This is a genomic window from Streptomyces sp. NPDC022910, from assembly GCF_055561075.1.
Genome location: NZ_JBVHHL010000059.1, coordinates 21,776 through 39,171, shown reverse-complemented (window position 1 = coordinate 39,171; position 17,396 = coordinate 21,776). Strand labels below are relative to the sequence as shown.

Sequence of the window (17,396 nt, the reverse complement as noted above, 5' to 3'; positions counted from 1 at the left end):
TCCCCGGTCCCCGGTGGGCTCGGTCCCCGTGTCGGTGTGGGTCGGTCCCCGGTCCCCGGTGGGCTCGGTCCCCGTGTCGGTGTGGGTCGGTCCCCGGTCCCCGGTGGGCTCGGTCCCCGTGTCGGTGTGGGTCGGTCCCCGATGCGATTCAGGGCTCTGCGCGGGGACTTCTCGCGTGGTGCGGGCGGTCCCCGTGTCCCCGGCGTCCCCCTCTGCGGCTTCCGGATCGGCGGGACCGGTCCCCGGGACCGCGTCCGCTTCGGAGTCCTCGGTCCCCGCTTCTTCGACTTCGGTCCCCGCGCCTGCCGATGCCTTGGAGTCCGCGATTTCGGGGACCGGTCCCCTCGGGCCGCCCGGTCCCCGGTCTCCGTCCAATTCGCCGGGACCGTGAGGACCGGCTACGGAGACAGGCACTTCCGAGGTCCTCTGCGAGGGGACCGTGGCGGCCGTGGCCGTGCTGCACGCTGGGTACCAGGGAGAAGGCAGCGGGACCGTGGCGAGCGCAAGTGCGTGCCGACGTGCGGCGAGCTGGTCGAGCAGCTGCGCGCGCTGGAGGGGGTCGGTGCCGACCGAGGCCCTGCCGACCGCCTTCGACAGGCGCCGGGTGAGCCGTCGGCCGCGCCAGTTCCGCTGCTGCTCGGGCGTGCGCTCGGCGAGGCAGGCAGCGAGGGCGACCGCGCGGGTGGTGGCCCGGTCCCGGGTGATCTGCGCGGCGTCGCGGTCTCGCGCGGCGATACCGAGGCGGGACAGGAGCCGCTCGCGCGCCTCACGCCCCAGGACGGCGATCAGGCCGTGGGAGGCGGCGCCCGGAGTGCGCAGGCGCAGTTCGATTCCCATGGCGAGGTGCCACAGCATCGCCGCCATGACCGGCCCGACGAAGGCCCGGACCGTGCCGCCGACAGGACCGCTCTCGGCATAGGCGGGAATTACCTGCACTCCGGTGATCACCCAGACCAGCGTGCCCGGCAGGCCAGGGGCGCCCTGAGTGGCCAGGTTCTGTCGCGCCATGAGCGCGGTCGCGAAGAGCGCCAGCTCGGCCGCGGCGAACATCCCGGCCCGCTCGGCGGTGCCTGCCATGTCGAGGTAGTCGGCCGCGAAGCGCCACGAGGTGTCGGCGCTGTATGCGGTGCAGCCGAGGGCGGCCAGGGCCGCGACCCTGACCGCGGGGCCACCGAGACGTTTCTGCGGGCGCGTGCCTCGGCGTCGGATCGTCCAGGCGGTCAGCACGAGCGCGAGCACGAGGGTGGCGGGCACGCCGGCGACGAGGAGGAGAGGGAGGTCCGGAGCGGCGCTGAGGGCCAGGACGGGGTGGGTCATGCGGCCTTTCCGAGAGTGGCGTGCGCCGGGGTCGACGCTGCCGGGCGGGCTGTCGGCTGCTGAGTGCCGGGTGCGGTGGGCGAGGGGCTGCCCGTTGCCGGGGTGGTCTTCTTGCGCTTCTTCTTGGGGCGCGGCACGCCGTAGGTGCGGTCGCGGTCGAAGACCTTGTTGGCGGCCTGCCGGAGCAGATCGCGGGCGTGCTTGCGGCTGATCTGCAGGGCGGCGGCGAGCCGGTCGGGTCGCCAGCCGCGCACGTAGGCGTGGTCGATGACGACCTGTCGTTCGGCCTCGGTCAGGTGCACGTCGCGTCCCTGGAAGAACGCGGTCACGCGCCGGTAGTCGAGGCGGTGTGGCAGGTCGTCGTGCAGGGGACGCCGCTCGGCTTCGGTGAGGCCGCCCCAGATGCCCTCCTTGAGGACGTTCTCCAGGGCGAAGTCGAGGCAGTCGCGGCGTACCGGGCACCAGCCGCACAGCTCCTTCGCTTCGGCGATGGCTTCGTGGTCCCGGGGGAGCGGGAAGAAGACGGCGTCGGCGTCCTCGACGTCCATGCCGTGGCAGGCTCCGCGGGTGTGCCAGTTGGTGTCTCCGATGCCGCGCAGGCCGGTGGCCGGCGCGTCGTGGGTGGTGATGTGGCGCAAGGGGGTCTCCGATGTGCTGCCGCGTCCGCCGGCTGGGGCGGTGCTGGGCGGATGCGGCGTCGGGTGCCGGCTGCGGCGCGAGAGCTTGCGCCGCAGCCGGGGTGAGACGGTGATGTTGGGCGGTGGTGCACCGGACGGGATGCACGGGCCGGATGCGCCGGTCAGGCCATGGCGGGCTGCTGGGCCTGCTCGTTCTGCTGGGCCGCGGCGAGGTCGAGGCGGCCGGGATGGGGGGTGGCGCGCGGGGCGGTTCCGCGTACCCCGTCGTCGGGGCCGATCCGGCGGCGACGACACGGCTCGCCGGGTTGGGCCAGGCACCACTCGCACCTAACGCTCAGAGCGTCGGGCAGCCCCTGTGCGACGGCGGCCTCGCGAGCTGCTCGCGCGGGCCGGTAGGGCGCGAGGGCTGCACGGGCGGCGGGCGGGATGCAGGAGCCGACCTCCCGCAGCCGCGTCTCCAGCCTCGGGTCGATCCCGTCGCGACCGCTGGTGATCGCCCTGGCCTGCGCGGGCTGCGCGGTGCCGGCGGCGACGGCGCGGCGGGTGCCGACCAGCTCGGCCGTCCAGGCCGCCTGGTCGTCCGGGTCGACGGACGGCGTGGGGTCGGAGTGCCTCGCCAGGCGATCGCGCCGGTAGCTCTCCCAGGGACGGGCCACGTCCGCGGGCAGGATCTGGTACGGCGAGGTGCGGATGTGCTGGCGGGCGGCGACGCGGGCGTCCCAGCCGTGCGGGGTTGCCATCGGCACGTCGCCGAGCAGCTCGTGCCACTGGGCGAGCTGGTCGCGGGCCTCGCCCTGGTCGGTGCGGATGGTGCGGGGGTCTAGTCGGCCGATGTAGGCCAGCAGGGCAGCGATTTCGCGGCGGTCCACGGTCAGCCCTCCGTTCCGGTCGGCTCATCGAGAGCTGCGAGTAGAGCGGCGGTGTGGGCTTCCGCCCGCGTCATGCCGCTCCGCTGGTCCGGGTTCTTGCCGGGCACGGCGTAGAGGTTCGGGCGACCCGGGGCGTGCTCCCGGGCGACCCAGGAGCGCCAGTCGGCAGCCCAGGCATCCGCCGGCCTCGGCTTGAAGCCGGCACGGTGGGCACGCCACTTCGCGTCGGCCGCGGCGAGGCCCTGCTCGCCGAGGCGGTCGAGGTGTCCCTGCTGGCGGGCCCAGGTGTGGGTGGCTGGGTCGACCTGCCACTCGGCAGCCGAGGTGACGGCAGCACCACCACTGCTGTACCTACGGTTCAAATCCGGTTCACTACGGTTCTGTGTGCCGGTTTCCGGTACATGGCTGTGCCGGTTTCCGGTACGTCGGGGTGCCGGTTTCCGTCGAGACCTGCCGGTTTCCGGTACTGCCGGTTTCCGGGCCCTCGCAGGGGATTCCGGCACCTCACGCGGGCGGATTCCACACCTTCGCAGGGCCGATATCCGGAGCGTCGGGGTGGGCTCGGGTCCTTCCTCCGGCGTCTGGTCGGCGCCCTCGTCCTCCTTCGTGGTCTCTGCCACGGCCTTGGCGGCGAGGGGGAGGCGGTAGACGGTGCTGCGCTGCGGGCCGGTGAGGTCGTCGAGCTGTTCCAGCTCACCGGCGTCGACCAGGCGATCGATGGCTTCGCGCACCGTGGAGACGGAGGCACGCGTGCGCTTGGCCAGACTGGAAAGCGAGGCCCAGGAGACGCACTGCTCGTCGGCCACCCGGTCGGCGATCGACAGCAGGACCAGGCGCGCGGTGCCCCGGCTGGAGCTGTGCTCCCACACCCACTCGCGGGCTTCGCTGCTCATCGGCCGCTCCCGGAGAACGGGCGGGGCCGGCGGCCCGCCGGGGCCGGGATGGTGTGGTCCGGCTCGGGGCGCTGAGGCGCCGAGGCGGAGATGACTGCCGCGCAGGCCAGGCAGAAGGGCCCTTTGCGCAGGGCAGGAGGCATGCGATACTCCCCTTTGCAGTGTTGCCACGCTGACGCGCCCCTCGGAAGGACTCAGCGTGGTGATGGTGGGCAATCTCCGCCCTTGCCGGGGCGGGTATGCCGCTTAGCGTTCGGCGTCCGTGAGTTACCGCTCTCGGGCGCCGTCGCTGTATTGCGGACCTTCTCGGTCCGGTCCGTGCTTGCTGACTCCTCACATCCGTCGTCGCGGGCGGGCTGCCCGGGGACGACGAACATACGCACGGACCCGTGTCAAGATCCAGACTTGGTTCTTAAACTCTGCACTGGTTGCAGAAAGTCACCACGCCATCTACTGCCGAAGCTGAACGTGTGACCGGTTGCGGGCTGCCGCTCTCCGCCATCCAAGGGCACCGTTGCCGCGGTTGCCTCGAATGTCGAGTACGTGACATTGTGTCCGAATTGGAGCGGGTGTCTGGTATTTCCCGCAGCGGAAATGCGATGTGGATGAGGTGTTTCGACTGTCGCCTCCGCGCTTTCCGGTCGAACATCAAAGCCTTGCGTTCCAGGCGTGACGTATGTCGCTGTGCGAAATGTGGCTCGCGCCACGTCGCCCGGCGTGCTCGTGCCGGTAGAAACGGACAGGCTGACCTGAAACAGGCGGTACGAGCCACACGGAAACGTGCTGGTGAGGAAGAACTTTCCATACGCGGGATCATCGCGTCAACTGGTGTTTATGGCGGGGTAGGGTGGTCGAAGTGACGACGAAGTCCACCCAGGAAAGGATCATGAACGAATCGACCGAAGGTCAGGTGAACCCCAAGGGGCTCATGGACCGCCTAAACCGTCTGTTCGACACGGTGCACCCGCCCGACCGCGGACCCTTCAGCAATGCTGAAGTGGCCGAACTGATGGAGAAGCGAGGGCTGGGCAAGCTGTCGGCGCAGTACCTGTGGCTCTTGCGGACCGGGCGGCGCGATAACCCGACGAAGCGTCATCTCGAAGCGCTCGCAGGGTTCTTCGGCGTGGATCCCGCCTATTGGTTCGACGATGCAGTCGCCGAAAAGACCGTGCAGGAACTTGAGTTGCTCGCGCTGCTTCGCGACGCGAAGATCAAGAACGTTCTTCTACGCCTATCCGACGTCTCCGCAGACGGAAAGGATGCCGTCTTGGGGATCGTCGAGAGCGTACGAAAATCTGAGGGCTTGCCGCCTTCAACTGGCGCGTAAAACGGCCATAGTTCAGAAAGTGATCAAGGAAAATCAAATGTGGTCCGCACGTAGGCTGCGCCGGCCTGACCTATTGGCCGAGCTGAAGCTCCCGCACGTCACCAACATCCGCGATCTCAGCGACGAGATCTCTCGCCGCACGGGACGGACGGTGGTCCTGGAGCCCCGGGAGCAGGCGCCCTCGGTGTGCGGGGCATGCGCCGTCACGGAGAGTGCCGTCCACGTGTTCTACGACCCGCGGACCAGTTCCCTGCACCAGGACCACATCATCGCCCACGAGTTCAGCCACCTCCTGCTTGGCCACCACGAGAACCGGCCAGTGTCCGCGCTGACTCCGGCCTTCATCACCAGCGTGGACCCGGCCACCGTGCAGATGATGCTGGGCCGCACCAAGTACGACGAGGATGAGGAGCGGGACACCGAACTCCTCGCTTCGCTGCTCCAGCACCGGATCATCGACCGGTGGCTGCGCAGCGACGAGTCCTCCGGTGACGACGTCCAGGACCGGGTCACGCACACGCTTCTGCGCCGACGGGAGGGCCGGTCGTGAAGGACCTACTCCATCCGATCAGCCTCGTCGTCGCCACGCTCGGCTTCCTCTGCCTCCTGCGGGACGTGCTGACCCGCCGCCGAGACCCCGCCTCCACCGCGCTGGCCGCAGTCTTCCTACTGTCAGGACTGTCGTTCCTGTTCTCCATCACGCCGATGTGGAACTACCTCGACCGCGTGCTCGGCACCGTCAACCTCTCCGTCCCCCTGGCCATGGGGTGCGTGGTTGCGCTGCTGGCCTGCCAGCAGGTGGTCCTGACCTACTGGGGCTCGCCGCCCGAGATTGCCCGCCGGCAGAGCTGCCGGTGGCTGTGGGCTGGCTTCGCGGTGATCGCTGGGCTGCTGGTGCTGTTCGCCCTGCTGACGCCCAGCGCGCCGCGACCGATCAACTTCACGCTGTACTACGCCCACGACAACTGGTACGCGGCGTACCTCACCCTGTATGTCACGGCCTACACCCTCGGAGAGCTGTTCCTCGCCCGCGCCTGCTGGGGCTTGGCCCGTCGCAGCACCCGCGGCTCCGTCCGCGTCGGCCTGCGCATCGTCGCCCTCGGCGCGACCGTCACGCTCGGATACAGCGCCGTCCGCATCGGCGACGTCATCGCCGGCGCCTTCGACACCTCCCTCGCAAACTGGGAGGGCTTCGCCTGGACCTGCGGCGATGTCGGCGCCATGCTCACACTCCTCGGCTGGCTCGTACCCACCATCGGCGACCAGGCCCAGAGCATCCAGTACCGGATCAAGCAGTACCGCAGCTACTACGGCCTGCGCCCCCTGTGGCTCGCGTTCTACAGCGAAGCGCCTGAGATCGAGCTGCCGATCGACCGAGTCGACCCGGCCCAGAGGCGCCGCTTCCGCCGCATCTCAATCCGGCTCTACCGGCGAGCAGTCGAGATCCGGGACGGCCGGTTCGTGATCCGCCAGTACCTCGATGCCGCGGTCCGTGAGGCCAGCGAAGCCCATCACCGTGCCCGAGGGCTTCACGGCCAGGAGCTGTCCGCCGCCGTCACGGCCGACCAGATCCTCGCCGGAATCGCGGCCCGGGCCGACGGCGCCCGCCCGGCGCCCGACCAGCTCACCGAATTCGCCGACTCCGAACGCCAGACCAGTCGGCCCATGGACGACATCGACGCTCTCCTCGACGTTGCTCGCCACCTGCCCCGCCAGCCCGCACGAGCCCCCCACCTTGAGCGAGTCTCCGCATGACGACCGACCTCCCCCACCAGCCCGCTCATGTCCAGCTCCAGGCCCTGGACCGCCGCGAGATCTCCAGCCGCGAGCTGCTCGACCTCCACCTTGCCCGGATCGACGCCAGCCAGGTCAACGCTGTTGTCACTCGCGACGACAGCGCGGCTCGAGCTGCCGCGCATGCCGCAGACGAACGCCGCGCCCGCAACGAGAGCAGTGGCACCCTCGACGGCCTTCCCCTCACCATCAAGGACAGCTTCGAGACGGCCGGCCTACGCACCACCAGCGGCGCCGAAGAGCTGGCAGATCACGTACCCGCACGCGACGCCGACGCGGTCGCCCGGCTCCGCCACCAAGGCGCCGTCATCATGGGCAAGACGAACACGCCGACGTACTGCCAAGATCTGCACACCGACAACAGCCTGTTCGGCCCCACGCTCAACCCGCACGACCCCAAGCGCACCGCCGGCGGCTCCTCCGGCGGCCCCGCCGCCGCCGTCGCCGCACACCTGACCCCCGTCGACCTCGGCAGCGACCTCGCCGGCTCCGTACGGCTCCCTGCTCACTACTGCGGCGTCTACGGCCTGCGCCCCACACACGGACTCGTCCCGGCTCGCGGCCACATCCCCCGCCCGCCGGGATGGACCACCAGCAGCGACATGGTCACCCCGGGCCCGCTGGCACGCCACCCCCGCGACCTCGACCTGCTCCTCGACGCGCTGACGACACCGTCACCCGCCGAGAACAGCCCCTGGCTCGTCAAGCTGCCCAAGTCGCGCCGTGGAGGCGGCCAGCTCCGCGTGGCGGTGTGGGCTACGGACACCACCTGCCCCGTCGACCGCGAAACGGGCGATGCTCTCGCCACCGTCGAGCAGGCACTGGCCTTCGCCGGCACAAACGTCCGCTGCACTACGGGACCGGTCAGCTTCACCGACTCTCTCCGCCTGTTCGAGCAGCTCCTCCATGCCACGGCGACGGCCGCCACCGACGACGAAGCCGGCGCGGCCGAACTCGCGGCAGCGCGGGACCTGCAAGAGGATGACACGAGTCCACGGGGCACCTTCCTCCGCTACCGGACGCAGACACACCGCACATGGCTCCGCGCCAACGAGGAACGCCACCGGCTTCGGGAGATGTGGCACCGGTTCTTCGCTGACGCCGAGCACGATGTCCTCATCACCCCGGCCGCTCCCACTGCGGCGATCCCGGCCGGCGCCCGCTCTCTCATGGTCGACGGCGTCGAGCGGAGCTTCTTCGACCAGACCGGCTGGGCCAACCTCACCAGCCACGTTGGTTTGCCCAGCGTGGTCGTACCCGTTGCGCGGAACGCGGAGGGGCTCCCGATCGGCGTGCAACTCGTGGGACCGATGTATTCGGACCGAGTCTTGCTTGCAGCGGCTGAATACTTGGCGTCGCTTCTCGGAGAAGCGGCCGAGGGCATCGGTCTCTGACGCCGTTGGTCAGAGGGACGGGCGCGGCTCGGTCCATGTTCGGAACACACCTCGGTTCCTGGGCGGATCGAGTACGGATGCGAGCGCGTCAAGCAAGACCTCCTCGGTCTCGTCGAGCCGTTCCAGCAGCATCAGCGCCGACTCCCGCCGGGAGCAGGTCTTGCGCCCCGTCGGGAACGCGTCCGGGCCACTGGAAGACGAGCCTCGCGGAGGGCTTGTCGAGCACGTCGCCGGTCGGCAGTTGCTCGTTCGGGGTGCCGGCCGGGTGGACGGTCATCGGCGGGTAGCCGCTCTCGCGCACTTGCTGGTCCCATGTGCGCACGCAGTCGGCGAAGCGCTCCGCCAGCTCGTCGGCGGCCGGGCCGTAGCCGTGGATGAAGAACTCCGTGAGGCGGTCGGCCGGATCCGCGGCGTCCTTGACTTTACGGTAGGTCAGGTAGGCGAGGGAGCCGTCCGACAGCATCGCCGCCGCGTCCTGCTGCGCGACCAGCGCGGAACCCTTTGAGGTGGCCAGGCGGCAGAACCCCGGCAGCGTGGTCGCTGCGTAGACCTGCAGGGTCTCGAAATTGAAGATGCCGCGGACGACGAGGCCCGTGGTGAGTTCGTGCCGCGGTCCGCGCAGCGCCGCCTCGATCCCGGAGGTACCGCCGGGCTCACCGTCTTCCCACCGCACGGTGACCTCGCCGCCGGCCAGTGGGACGGCGGGTGCGGTACGGGCGGCGGCGCCGCGGTCCCGCACGAACCCGCAGTACGTCCAGTGTTCGCAGTGCAGCACGTCGCCGCGCCGGACGAGGGTGAGGGAGCGGGTGTAGCCGCCCATATCCAGCGGAACGACCAAGCGCGCCCCCTCGGCGAGTTGCTCCCGCCAGGCCGGGGCGATGTCGGACGCGGTGTGCGTGATCATGATCCCGTCGAATCCCTTGGCGGGGACGTGGCCGGGGGCGCCGAGACCACCGTCGCCGAGGACGGCGGTGACCCGGCCGCTGCCGGCTTCCGCGCACAGCCGCTGAGTGCGGTGCACTACGTACGCGTCGACGTCCACGGTCACCACGCGTCCGCGCTCTCCCAGGACGTGGGCCAGGAGCTCCGCGTTGTATCCGCCGGAGCCGACCTCCAGCACGGTCATTCCCGGCTCCGGCCGGAGTTGCTCGATCATGTCGGCCTGCAGCCAGGCTGCGGAGACGGAGCTGAGCGCGGTCTGGGGCGACTCCCGGACCGTCACCACGGCAAGGTCGTCGTGGTAGGCCGTCTCCAGCGGAGCCTCGGGCACGAACCGGTGCCGGGGGACCTCCCGCAGTGCGGCTTGGACGCGGGGGGAGGGCGCCCAGCCCTTCTCGATGACGGTGGCCGCCATCCGCTCGCGCAGCCGCGCGGCCTCGGCCGGCTCCCCGGGCACCGGCGGGACGGCGGCAGAGCACGCGTAGGAGCGGATGGGCGGCAGCCCCGGCAGCACGCCGGGCCACACTGCGGTGAGCGCCTGCGTGGTGGGCGCGAAGATCTTCCCCAAGGCGGCCAAAGCATGGAGGTCGTGCCACTCCCACCGTACGAAGCGGTGCGGCTCGGGCAGGCCGAGTTCACCGCTCCAGGTGGTGACGCGGACCACGGCGGTGATGCGGCGCACGTCGAGGCGGTCGTCGTGGAGCACGGTGATGACGTGAGCGTCTTCCAGGCGCGCCGTCAGCCCGGTCTCCTCCGCCAACTCCCGGACAGCGGCAGCCGGTGCAGCCTCCCCTGTCTCGATCCGGCCCCCGGCAGTTCCCACATGCCCCGGGTCGAGCGGCCCAGCAGGACACGTCCGGACGCGTCGGTAACCACCACTGCGGCACCGAAAACGGCCTGCGGCTCGGGCCGCCGCTTCTCCTCCGCGCTGAACGAACTGGCCGGCCCGCGCAGGATCAGCACCGCCAGGCCCTGCGCGTCGAACCGCTCAACCTGATCGAAGCCGTCGGTGAGCGCAGCCAGTTCACTCTCGTCCAGCGCGATGTGGCGCCGCTCCTCGGGGGTGTGTTCCACGACCGGCGTGATGATGACCAGCACCCCGCCCCTGCGAAGGCGCGCGGCCAGCCGGCGCACGACACGGGCACGATCGCGGATGAACGCGATGGACAGCCGCAGCACGACCAGGTCGTAGCCGCCCTCCGCGAGGTCGGCCAGGTCGTCGTGCTCCACGTCCACGCACAGCCAGCGCACCGCCTCCACCTCGGCGTGCTCCGTGCGGGCCCGCTTCAGCGCGCCCTCAGCGAAATCGACTCCGTCGACGGTGTACCCGAGGGAGGCGAGGTAGCTAGCCAGCTCGCCCGTGTTGTTTCGACATAGGTGCAGTGTCTCTCTGATGACCGATCCTCCCGCTGACCAGCAGTTGTGAGAGAGCCCAAGGGGTGTCTCTTTGGCTAGCATCCCCGGCATGGAACAGGCGTTCTACTCATCAGAGGGCTGGGAAAGTTGGGGCTTGGAGTTCAAGCCGGTCATTCCTGAGGGGATGGTGCTCGTCTTCGACGACGACCTTCGGTTTGAAGACGAGCACGGGCTGCGTACCTCGGCGATCGTGAACCGGTGGGCCTGCCAGCTGCCGACCAACGGCTGCCCCGCGGCAAACTCCTGGACATCGTATGTCGGCGCCGTACGCCAGTGGTCGGAGTTCGGAGAAGAACACGGGGTCGGTCTCTTCGACAGCCGCGAGCGGCTCAAGGCGCTGCTGAGCGCCTATGCGGTGTACCGGTCGCAGGGTCCTGTCGACGGCAGGCAGAGGTTCAGAGTCACCACCTGGAACCAGCACATGACCATGCTCAGCGTCTTCTACGCCTGGGCGATCGAGAATGGCTACACTACCTCGCTGCCGTTCACCTACCGGCAGGCCACGGCCGTCTTCTCCGGACAGCGGCGGGAGGTCCGCCGGAACTCCGCCCGGCGCCGCCAGCCGAAGCCCCACGTGACCATCAAGTACCTGGAGGACGAGTTCGCCGACCTGTTCCACAAGGGCCTGGCCCGGCTGCAGCCCGACGGGTCGGTGGAGCGCGGCTACCGCGGCAGGGAGATGGCCCGCAATGCGGCAGTCGGACGGTTCGTCTTCTCCTCCGGGCCGCGCAAGCAGGAGTTCTCCTACCTTCTGGCCTGCGAGGTACCGAAGTTGCCCAGCCGCCGCAGCGAGGTGCCAGTCCTCGTCCCGCTGCCGGAGGGCATCACCAAGGGCAGCAAGTTCCGAAACGCATGGATCGACTACGACGCGTTGGCTGAGCTGCACAACTACCTGGAGTTCGAGCGGGCCGCGGCAGTTCAGGGGTCGACCTGGATGCCGCCGCGGCGCTGGGGCGAACCGCTCATCGTGACCGAGGCGACGGCCCTGGGCGGCAGGGTCAACGGCGCCTGGACGACTTGGGAAACGCTGGGCCCGCCCGAACGCCGCCGGCTCGTCGCGCCCGGCGGCGGGTCGATGCTGCTCTCAGTGTGCGGCCCGGGGCGCCCGTTCACCGACTGGAACACCGTGTTCGAGCGCGCATCGGACCGGATCCGGGAACGCTACGAACCCCGATTCCCCCATGTCACCCCGCACCGCGGGCGCCACTCCTTCGCCATGCAGACCATGGCCAAGCTGGTACGCGGCTACTACGAGCGGGCCGCCCGACTGGTCAAGGACGGTGATGACGACGCCGGACTGGCGTTGTACCTCAAGACCACCGAGCCACTGCTGGTCCTGCGTGACCTTCTTGGCCACTCCAGTGTCCTGACCACAGAAGTTTATCTCAATCGCCTAGATACGACCCGAATCTTCGCCGAACTGCACCGGCGGGTCGGCGAGGCCACCGGGCTCTTGCCGGCGTCGGCCGTCCACGAGGCCGAAGCGGAATTCGACGACGAAGACGACAGCGAGGACATCTGATGCCTGCCACCCTACTCGAGAACCCACTGGGCATCGCCGCCGTCTTCAGCGACGGGACGAGCGTGTCGATGATGGTGAACGTCACGGCGGGCGGCAAGACCTACGCCACACGGAACCCTGCCCTCGCTCAGGACATGCTGCTGGGGCTCGCCGATCTCGTACACCCGCACGGCGACATTGACGCGAAGCGCACACTCAACGACTACACCGCGGCGATCCGCGCACTGACCAACGATCTGGCCGGCCAGGGCTTTACCGGCGGCGCCGCCGAGTTGACGCGTGCTCACCTGGCCCAACACTGGCTGCGAGGTGCCCACCGTGCCGCACTGGAGTCCCTCAGCCGACGGATGCTCGCCCGCGCCGACGATCTCCACGGACTGCTGACAGCGGACGTTCGGGAAATGGTGGACGGCCGCCATTTCCAGGTCCAGCGCAAGTCCGAGAACACGCTCGCTCCGTACACCGAGAGCGAGTGGGCCCGGCTCGCCAAGGCATGCGAGACGGTCGTCAAGGATTCGTACGCCGCCTTCCGCAAAGCAAGAAGGGCCGCTGAAGACGGACAGGATCCGCTCAAGGGCGGATGGAGCGAGGCCAACGTGTACTGGGCCTATACGCAGTTCGGACCGGTGAAGGCGACGCCGTACGCCGACTGGTCGCCGGGCCACTTCTCCGGCCTGCCGGAGAGGCGGTTCCCGTACCGCAAGGTCGCCGTCTCGTCGCTTCTGTTTCCCGATGCCTCCACCGTGCTGGCCTACCGGCTGTTGTTGGGCATCTACACCGGCATCGTTCCCGACGGCTTGGACGACCTCGGGCTGGGTGATGTGGACTGGGCCGGCGAGTCGACCGTCCTGCTCTCCTACATCAAGGGCCGCACGGCCGAGGAGAGCCGGACTCTGACGAAGCGGGCCAGCCGACTGCTGGAGCAGTGGCTGGACCACTCCTCGCTGACCCGGAAGTTCGCTCCGACGCACATGCGTGACGCCTTGTGGGCGCGCTACGTCCCCCGCGGCGTGCACCACTGGTTGACCACGGCGACCACCAACGAAACCAGCCAGAAGTGGATCCTTTCGCAAAGGCTCTCGGCCGACGACGGCGGACCGCTGCAACTGCATCTGCACCGGATCCGGACGACCTATGACTCGATGCGGGACCGCCGCTCATGGGCGGGCAGCCGACGCGCGACGCTGGATCCCAACCGCAGCCCGCAGGTCGAAGCCGACCACTACCTCGGCGCTGGCACACCCGAACAGCAGGCCCGTGGTCGAGGAGATCATCGTCGAAGCGCAGAACGACATGCTTCGCAAGGCCGAGCCGCCCATGGTGTTTGCCACCGAGGACGCCGCAACCCTGGTGCGGGATTACCCCGAGCAAGTCGCCGCTCTCGGACTGGACGACACGGCTCTCGCCGAACTCGTCCACGGGGAACGGAATGTCTTCAGCGCCGCCTGCGGCGACCAACTGTCGGGACTGCACGGGCCCAAGGGCAAGCCATGTCCCGCCCGGCCATGGGTCTGCCTGCTCTGCCCGCTGGCACTGCTTACTCCGCGGCACCTGCCGAACCTGATGCGCCTGCGCGCGTTCTTCGCCCGCCAGTGGGACCAGATGACCGCCGAGGAGTTCATGCGGAACTTCGGGCCGTACGACCAGCGGGTAGCCGAGATTCTCGCCCCCGACGTCTACTTCCCCTCCTCGACGCTGCTGGAGGCCGCGGCCCACGTGGCGGATACCGACGACGAGCTGCCCCTGCGGCCGGAAGAGACGACCCGATGATGAGCCGCAGCACAACCACCGCCCTGGCCCAGGGCCAGCCTCACCCCAGTCCGCTGGCGGACGTCGACATCTGTCAGGCCGTGGGCCTGGCGGTGCGCTCGGGCGGGAACCGGCCGATGGTCGGCCAGCTGATCTGGGACTTCGCCGATCTGGAGGGCCTGCCCGCCCACCTGCGCCCGGTCCAGGCCCGACTGGACTTCACCAGCATCCACAACCCGAAGTGGCGGACCCTTGCCCAGGAGTACATGTTCGCGCGCATGGCCCCCGGGCACGAGGCGGTACGGCACCTGCCCAGCGCGTTCCGCATCCCCCTCCACTTCGATACATGCAGGAACCGTCTGGCCGAGCTCAGACGGTGGTTCAACTGGCTCACCGAGCGCGGCGTCACTTCCCTGGAGGACGTGACACAGCAGCACTGCCAGGGCTTCTACGAATCCCGTCGGCATACCCGGGGCCCGCACCGAGGGCCGTTGCGCCCGTCCGGGCAGAGCACCCGCATGGCCGCGGCCCAGGTCGTGCAGGAGCCCGCCTTCTACAGCGACCTGTTCACCACGGACCGCTTCGCCGAAGGGTTCGTCCCGTGGGCCGGCCGAAGCCCTTACGAGGTCGCGGGCTGCAAGCGGGCCGGAGAGAACATCGCCCAGCCGCTGCGTGACGAGGCACTGCGGCCCTGGCTGGCCGCCGTCCTGTACATCGTGCAGACACTCGGTCCCCACATGCTCGAACTGATTCGCACCGTGCGGCAGTACGACGACGGGGCGCCCTGGAAGAGTGAGGGCACCCAACTGGAGCGCCTGGAAGCGGCCATACGCACCCACCTCGACCAGGGCGTCCCTCTGGAGCCGGTCGGCGCCAGGGAGGTCAGCTCGCGGACCGACGAGGGCTGGTCCGCCGAGGACCCCCTGCTCGCGGTGAACGTGCTCTCCATCGCCCGGGAGGCGGGGATAACGTCCTTCGCCTACCAGTACCTGCCCCCGCTGCGTCCCTTGCTGGAACAGACCGTGGCGGCGGTGGGACTGCGGCCGAGATGGGCGTGGAACGCCGCCCAGGTGGACCGCGCCGACGGCACCGGAACAGTCCCGTGGACCGAGGGCTTCGCCACGGCCGAGGAAGCGGGCCACATGGTGGAGCGGGTCCGCACCGCCTGCCAGGTCGTCGTCGCCCTGCTCACCGGCGTACGCAACAGCGAGCTGGCGGCGATGCCGCTCGACGCATGCATCCCCCCGCAGGACCTCGGCGCCGGACGCATGCGCTACCGCCTGCGGACCAAGCTGATCAAGGGTCAGAAAGAACTGGGCGGGGTGTGGGAGGAATGGGTCACTGTGGCCCCCGCCTACGACGCGGTTGCCCTCGCCGTGCAACTGGTGGACCCCCGCCGGCCCACCAACCATGTCTTCGGCCGCACCACGATGGCCAACCGCTGCGCCAAGCTGCGCCGGTGGGTCAACGGCCCCGAGGGGCAGCGCCTGGGCCTGGAGCCGATTCCCGAGGACAAGATCAATATGCGCATCACCCGCCGCACCCTGGCCGTGGCACTCGCGCACCGGCCTGGCGGCCTGCTGGCCGCCAAGATCCATCTCAAGCACGTTTCGATCGTCACGACCGAGGGCTACGCCGCCAGCCCTGGCGGCTCCCAGGCCAAGTTCATGGCGGAGGTCAGCGCGGAGGAGCAGGCCCGCAATAAGAACCTTACCCTGGCGGCGTTTCGCGACTACCAGAACGGGATCCGTCCTGCCGGGCCTGGCGCCCGCGATCTGATCGACCACTTCAAATCCGTCGATGAGGAGATCCTCGCGATGCAGGCATCGTCACCCGGTACCCGTCCCGGGGACGAGGAGGTGATCCAACTCCTGGCCCGCCGGGCGAAGACCCTGCACCTGGGAATCGCGAACTACTGCTGGTTCGCCGACCCCTCCAGAGCGCTGTGCCTGCTCCTGGCCGGCACACCGAAGGCGGACAAGCCGCTGGTCGGCATGTGCGACTCGGCCCGCTGCCCGCAGGCCACCCACCACCGTGCCCATCGGCCGGTGTGGGCCTCCAGCGCGGAGAACAAGAAGGTGTTCATCGGCAAGATCGGACGCGGGCAGAAGGACGAGAAGGCCCGCCTGCAGAAGGAACTCGACCGCGACCTGCGGGTATTGGCCGAGATCGACGCCGCGACCGGAACGGCAGCGTGACATGGGACGTATCAGCGAGGACACCCGAGCCCGCAACGAGGCGGCCATCCGAGCGGCAATGGACCGGCTACTGCGCGGCGACCTGCCGCCCGGCGGCAAATGCGACCTGCGGACGCTGGCGAGCGAGGCCGGCGTGCCCCGCACGGCCTTCTACGCCAAGAAGAACCGCGACGGCACCACCCGGCCAGGGCCGTATCAGCACCTGGCCGACGAGTTCGAGCGACGCCTGACTGTTTTGCGCGACGCCGGTACGGTCCCCGATCCCAGGGCTGCGCAGATCGAGAGGCTCAAGGAGGCCAACGCCGCTCTCAAGTCCCGCCTCGATCAACGCGATGCCGAACTGGAGACGCTGCAGGACTTCAAGCGACGTGCCCTCTCCCAGATCGCCGCCCAGCACCTGGAGATCGAGCGCCTGCGGGAACAGGCCGCAGCCGTCGGCAACGTCCGCCGGCTCCCACCGGGCAGGGCGGGAACAGCGCCGTTCGGGCCATACAGCTGAAGCCATGCCCACACCGAGAGATTCCGGTACCCATCCCCAGGCTCCGTCGGCCCTGAGCCGCGCGCATGCGCGCGGCAGCCAACGGTAGCAGCCGATATTCAGCCGTCAACTATCCACCCGCCCAAAATAGCTCATTTACGGCGATACGCCGTGAGGCTCGCACCGTATCGCGGCTTGCCGGGTAATGAACCCCCAGTTGACACCGGGAGAATAGAGGACAAAGTCAACGGAAGGCGCCCGTGAGACACGATGGCTTGACTCCCTTCCCTCGCCTACTAACCCCGTTGACCAACCAGATTTCACTACCTAGGTTTACGTCGATACGTGATACGTACACCGGATGCCCGTAAGGCAAATCCGGCACCGGCAGAGAACGAGCGCCACATTTTCCAGGCGTTACTTGACGGCTGCCCAAGGTGTCACGAGTCAGCACCGGGGGTCGTTGCTTCGTAGCGCCGACGCGCCCGACACGGGCCGTATTTAGGTCCTTGACTGCACCTGTCAGTAGAACACGCGTTATCGCAAGTCGTTCACGCAAGTGTGAAAGGATGCGAAAGACTGTGGACTGGTCCCGCAGTGTAGTGGTGGTTGTGAGTCCGGACTCCTTTATTCGCGGTGTGGGTCGCCGCATCGTGGATGAAGTGTTGCTCTCCGGCTGTGAAGAAATTGCGGCGCGGGTCGTGCAACCAGGCAGTTTGTTGTTAGATGCAATCTATGACGATCTCGCCCGGAAGCGAATATATTTCGGCACGTACCGACACGGCAGCTGTAGTTCCGGCGTCTGCGCTGGTAGGAGGCTTGCGGGGTCGGGTGCGGGCACAGATACGGCCACCATGATCAT

The 17,396-nt window shown here is 69.1% G+C and carries 15 protein-coding genes; 8 read left to right on the top strand and 7 right to left on the bottom strand.

From position 1 onward, the window contains the following. The 4 genes from ACZ3TS_RS35110 to ACZ3TS_RS35095 all read right to left on the bottom strand — a co-directional run. Positions 1 to 1,317: hypothetical protein (locus ACZ3TS_RS35110; protein ID WP_467625886.1), on the bottom strand; the 1,317-nt coding region annotated here is incomplete at its 3' end. After that, positions 1,314 to 1,955 carry a WhiB family transcriptional regulator gene (locus tag ACZ3TS_RS35105; protein ID WP_467625885.1) on the bottom strand — a complete coding sequence of 214 codons (642 nt, stop codon included), beginning with the start codon at positions 1,953 to 1,955 and terminating at the stop codon, positions 1,314 to 1,316. The genes ACZ3TS_RS35105 and ACZ3TS_RS35110, both read right to left, overlap by 4 nt. A 161-nt stretch (positions 1,956 to 2,116) precedes the next feature. Beyond that, the gene (locus ACZ3TS_RS35100; protein ID WP_365125190.1) at positions 2,117 to 2,824 is read right to left on the bottom strand and encodes a zinc finger domain-containing protein; all 708 of its coding nucleotides are present in this window, start codon (positions 2,822 to 2,824) and stop codon (positions 2,117 to 2,119) included. 2 nt (positions 2,825 to 2,826) lie between these two features. Further along, complete coding sequence (locus tag ACZ3TS_RS35095; protein WP_467625884.1) at positions 2,827 to 3,717, bottom strand: helix-turn-helix domain-containing protein; 891 nt, start codon at positions 3,715 to 3,717, stop codon at positions 2,827 to 2,829. Positions 3,718 to 4,573: 856 nt separating this feature from the next. Between ACZ3TS_RS35095 and ACZ3TS_RS35090 the strand changes: the two genes are divergently transcribed. Genes ACZ3TS_RS35090 through ACZ3TS_RS35075 form a run of 4 tightly spaced genes read left to right on the top strand, consistent with a single transcriptional unit; the run spans position 4,574 to position 8,232 of the window. Next, positions 4,574 to 5,044, top strand: a complete 471-nt coding sequence (locus ACZ3TS_RS35090; RefSeq protein ID WP_467625882.1) for a helix-turn-helix domain-containing protein — start codon at positions 4,574 to 4,576, stop codon at positions 5,042 to 5,044. A 37-nt stretch (positions 5,045 to 5,081) separates the two neighbouring features. Beyond that, a complete protein-coding gene (locus ACZ3TS_RS35085; protein WP_467625881.1) occupies positions 5,082 to 5,594 on the top strand; it encodes a hypothetical protein in 513 nt (170 codons plus the stop codon). Further along, complete coding sequence (locus tag ACZ3TS_RS35080; protein ID WP_467625879.1) at positions 5,591 to 6,799, top strand: MAB_1171c family putative transporter; 1,209 nt, start codon at positions 5,591 to 5,593, stop codon at positions 6,797 to 6,799. The genes ACZ3TS_RS35085 and ACZ3TS_RS35080 overlap by 4 nt, the downstream gene beginning before the upstream one ends. Further along, positions 6,796 to 8,232 carry an amidase family protein gene (locus ACZ3TS_RS35075; protein ID WP_467625877.1) on the top strand — a complete coding sequence of 479 codons (1,437 nt, stop codon included), beginning with the start codon at positions 6,796 to 6,798 and terminating at the stop codon, positions 8,230 to 8,232. Before ACZ3TS_RS35080 ends, ACZ3TS_RS35075 begins: the two co-directional genes overlap by 4 nt. 88 nt (positions 8,233 to 8,320) lie before the next feature. Here ACZ3TS_RS35075 and fxlM read toward each other — a convergent pair whose 3' ends face one another. Together fxlM and ACZ3TS_RS35065 are read right to left on the bottom strand one after the other, a co-directional pair. Continuing rightward, positions 8,321 to 9,994, bottom strand: coding sequence for a methyltransferase, FxLD system (gene fxlM / locus ACZ3TS_RS35070; protein ID WP_467625876.1), 1,674 nt, complete (start codon positions 9,992 to 9,994; stop codon positions 8,321 to 8,323). After that, positions 9,910 to 10,629: a class I SAM-dependent methyltransferase gene (locus ACZ3TS_RS35065; protein WP_467625874.1), complete on the bottom strand. Its 720-nt coding sequence runs from the start codon at positions 10,627 to 10,629 to the stop codon at positions 9,910 to 9,912. The genes fxlM and ACZ3TS_RS35065 overlap by 85 nt, the downstream gene beginning before the upstream one ends. Positions 10,630 to 10,636: 7 nt before the next feature. On the opposite strand from ACZ3TS_RS35065, the gene ACZ3TS_RS35060 reads away from it, so the two are divergent. Then, entirely contained in the window at positions 10,637 to 12,109 is a 1,473-nt protein-coding gene (locus ACZ3TS_RS35060) for a site-specific integrase (protein WP_467625873.1), read from the top strand. Positions 12,110 to 12,120: 11 nt separating this feature from the next. Here ACZ3TS_RS35060 and ACZ3TS_RS35055 read toward each other — a convergent pair whose 3' ends face one another. Then, a complete protein-coding gene (locus tag ACZ3TS_RS35055) occupies positions 12,121 to 12,528 on the bottom strand; it encodes a hypothetical protein (RefSeq protein WP_467625871.1) in 408 nt (135 codons plus the stop codon). 838 nt (positions 12,529 to 13,366) lie between these two features. On the opposite strand from ACZ3TS_RS35055, the gene ACZ3TS_RS35050 reads away from it, so the two are divergent. Genes ACZ3TS_RS35050 through ACZ3TS_RS35040 form a run of 3 tightly spaced genes read left to right on the top strand, consistent with a single transcriptional unit; the run spans position 13,367 to position 16,555 of the window. After that, positions 13,367 to 13,879, top strand: a complete 513-nt coding sequence (locus ACZ3TS_RS35050; RefSeq protein WP_467625870.1) for a hypothetical protein — start codon at positions 13,367 to 13,369, stop codon at positions 13,877 to 13,879. Then, entirely contained in the window at positions 13,879 to 16,056 is a 2,178-nt protein-coding gene (locus tag ACZ3TS_RS35045) for a site-specific integrase (RefSeq protein WP_467625868.1), read from the top strand. The genes ACZ3TS_RS35050 and ACZ3TS_RS35045 overlap by 1 nt, the downstream gene beginning before the upstream one ends. 1 nt (position 16,057) lies before the next feature. Then, positions 16,058 to 16,555: a hypothetical protein gene (locus ACZ3TS_RS35040; protein ID WP_467625867.1), complete on the top strand. Its 498-nt coding sequence runs from the start codon at positions 16,058 to 16,060 to the stop codon at positions 16,553 to 16,555. The last annotated feature ends 841 nt before the right edge of the window (positions 16,556 to 17,396 follow it).

Excerpts from the sequence above, each read along its gene's own strand:
- ACZ3TS_RS35095 (WP_467625884.1), bottom strand. The coding sequence starts at position 3,717 with ATGAGCAGCGAAGCCCGCGAGTGGGTGTGGGAGCACAGCTCCAGCCGG.
- ACZ3TS_RS35085 (WP_467625881.1), top strand. The coding sequence starts at position 5,082 with ATGTGGTCCGCACGTAGGCTGCGCCGGCCTGACCTATTGGCCGAGCTG.
- ACZ3TS_RS35075 (WP_467625877.1), top strand. The coding sequence starts at position 6,796 with ATGACGACCGACCTCCCCCACCAGCCCGCTCATGTCCAGCTCCAGGCC.
- ACZ3TS_RS35065 (WP_467625874.1), bottom strand. The coding sequence starts at position 10,629 with ATGCTAGCCAAAGAGACACCCCTTGGGCTCTCTCACAACTGCTGGTCA.
- ACZ3TS_RS35060 (WP_467625873.1), top strand. The coding sequence starts at position 10,637 with ATGGAACAGGCGTTCTACTCATCAGAGGGCTGGGAAAGTTGGGGCTTG.
- ACZ3TS_RS35055 (WP_467625871.1), bottom strand. The coding sequence starts at position 12,528 with ATGGCGGCCGTCCACCATTTCCCGAACGTCCGCTGTCAGCAGTCCGTG.
- ACZ3TS_RS35045 (WP_467625868.1), top strand. The coding sequence starts at position 13,879 with ATGAGCCGCAGCACAACCACCGCCCTGGCCCAGGGCCAGCCTCACCCC.
- ACZ3TS_RS35040 (WP_467625867.1), top strand. The coding sequence starts at position 16,058 with ATGGGACGTATCAGCGAGGACACCCGAGCCCGCAACGAGGCGGCCATC.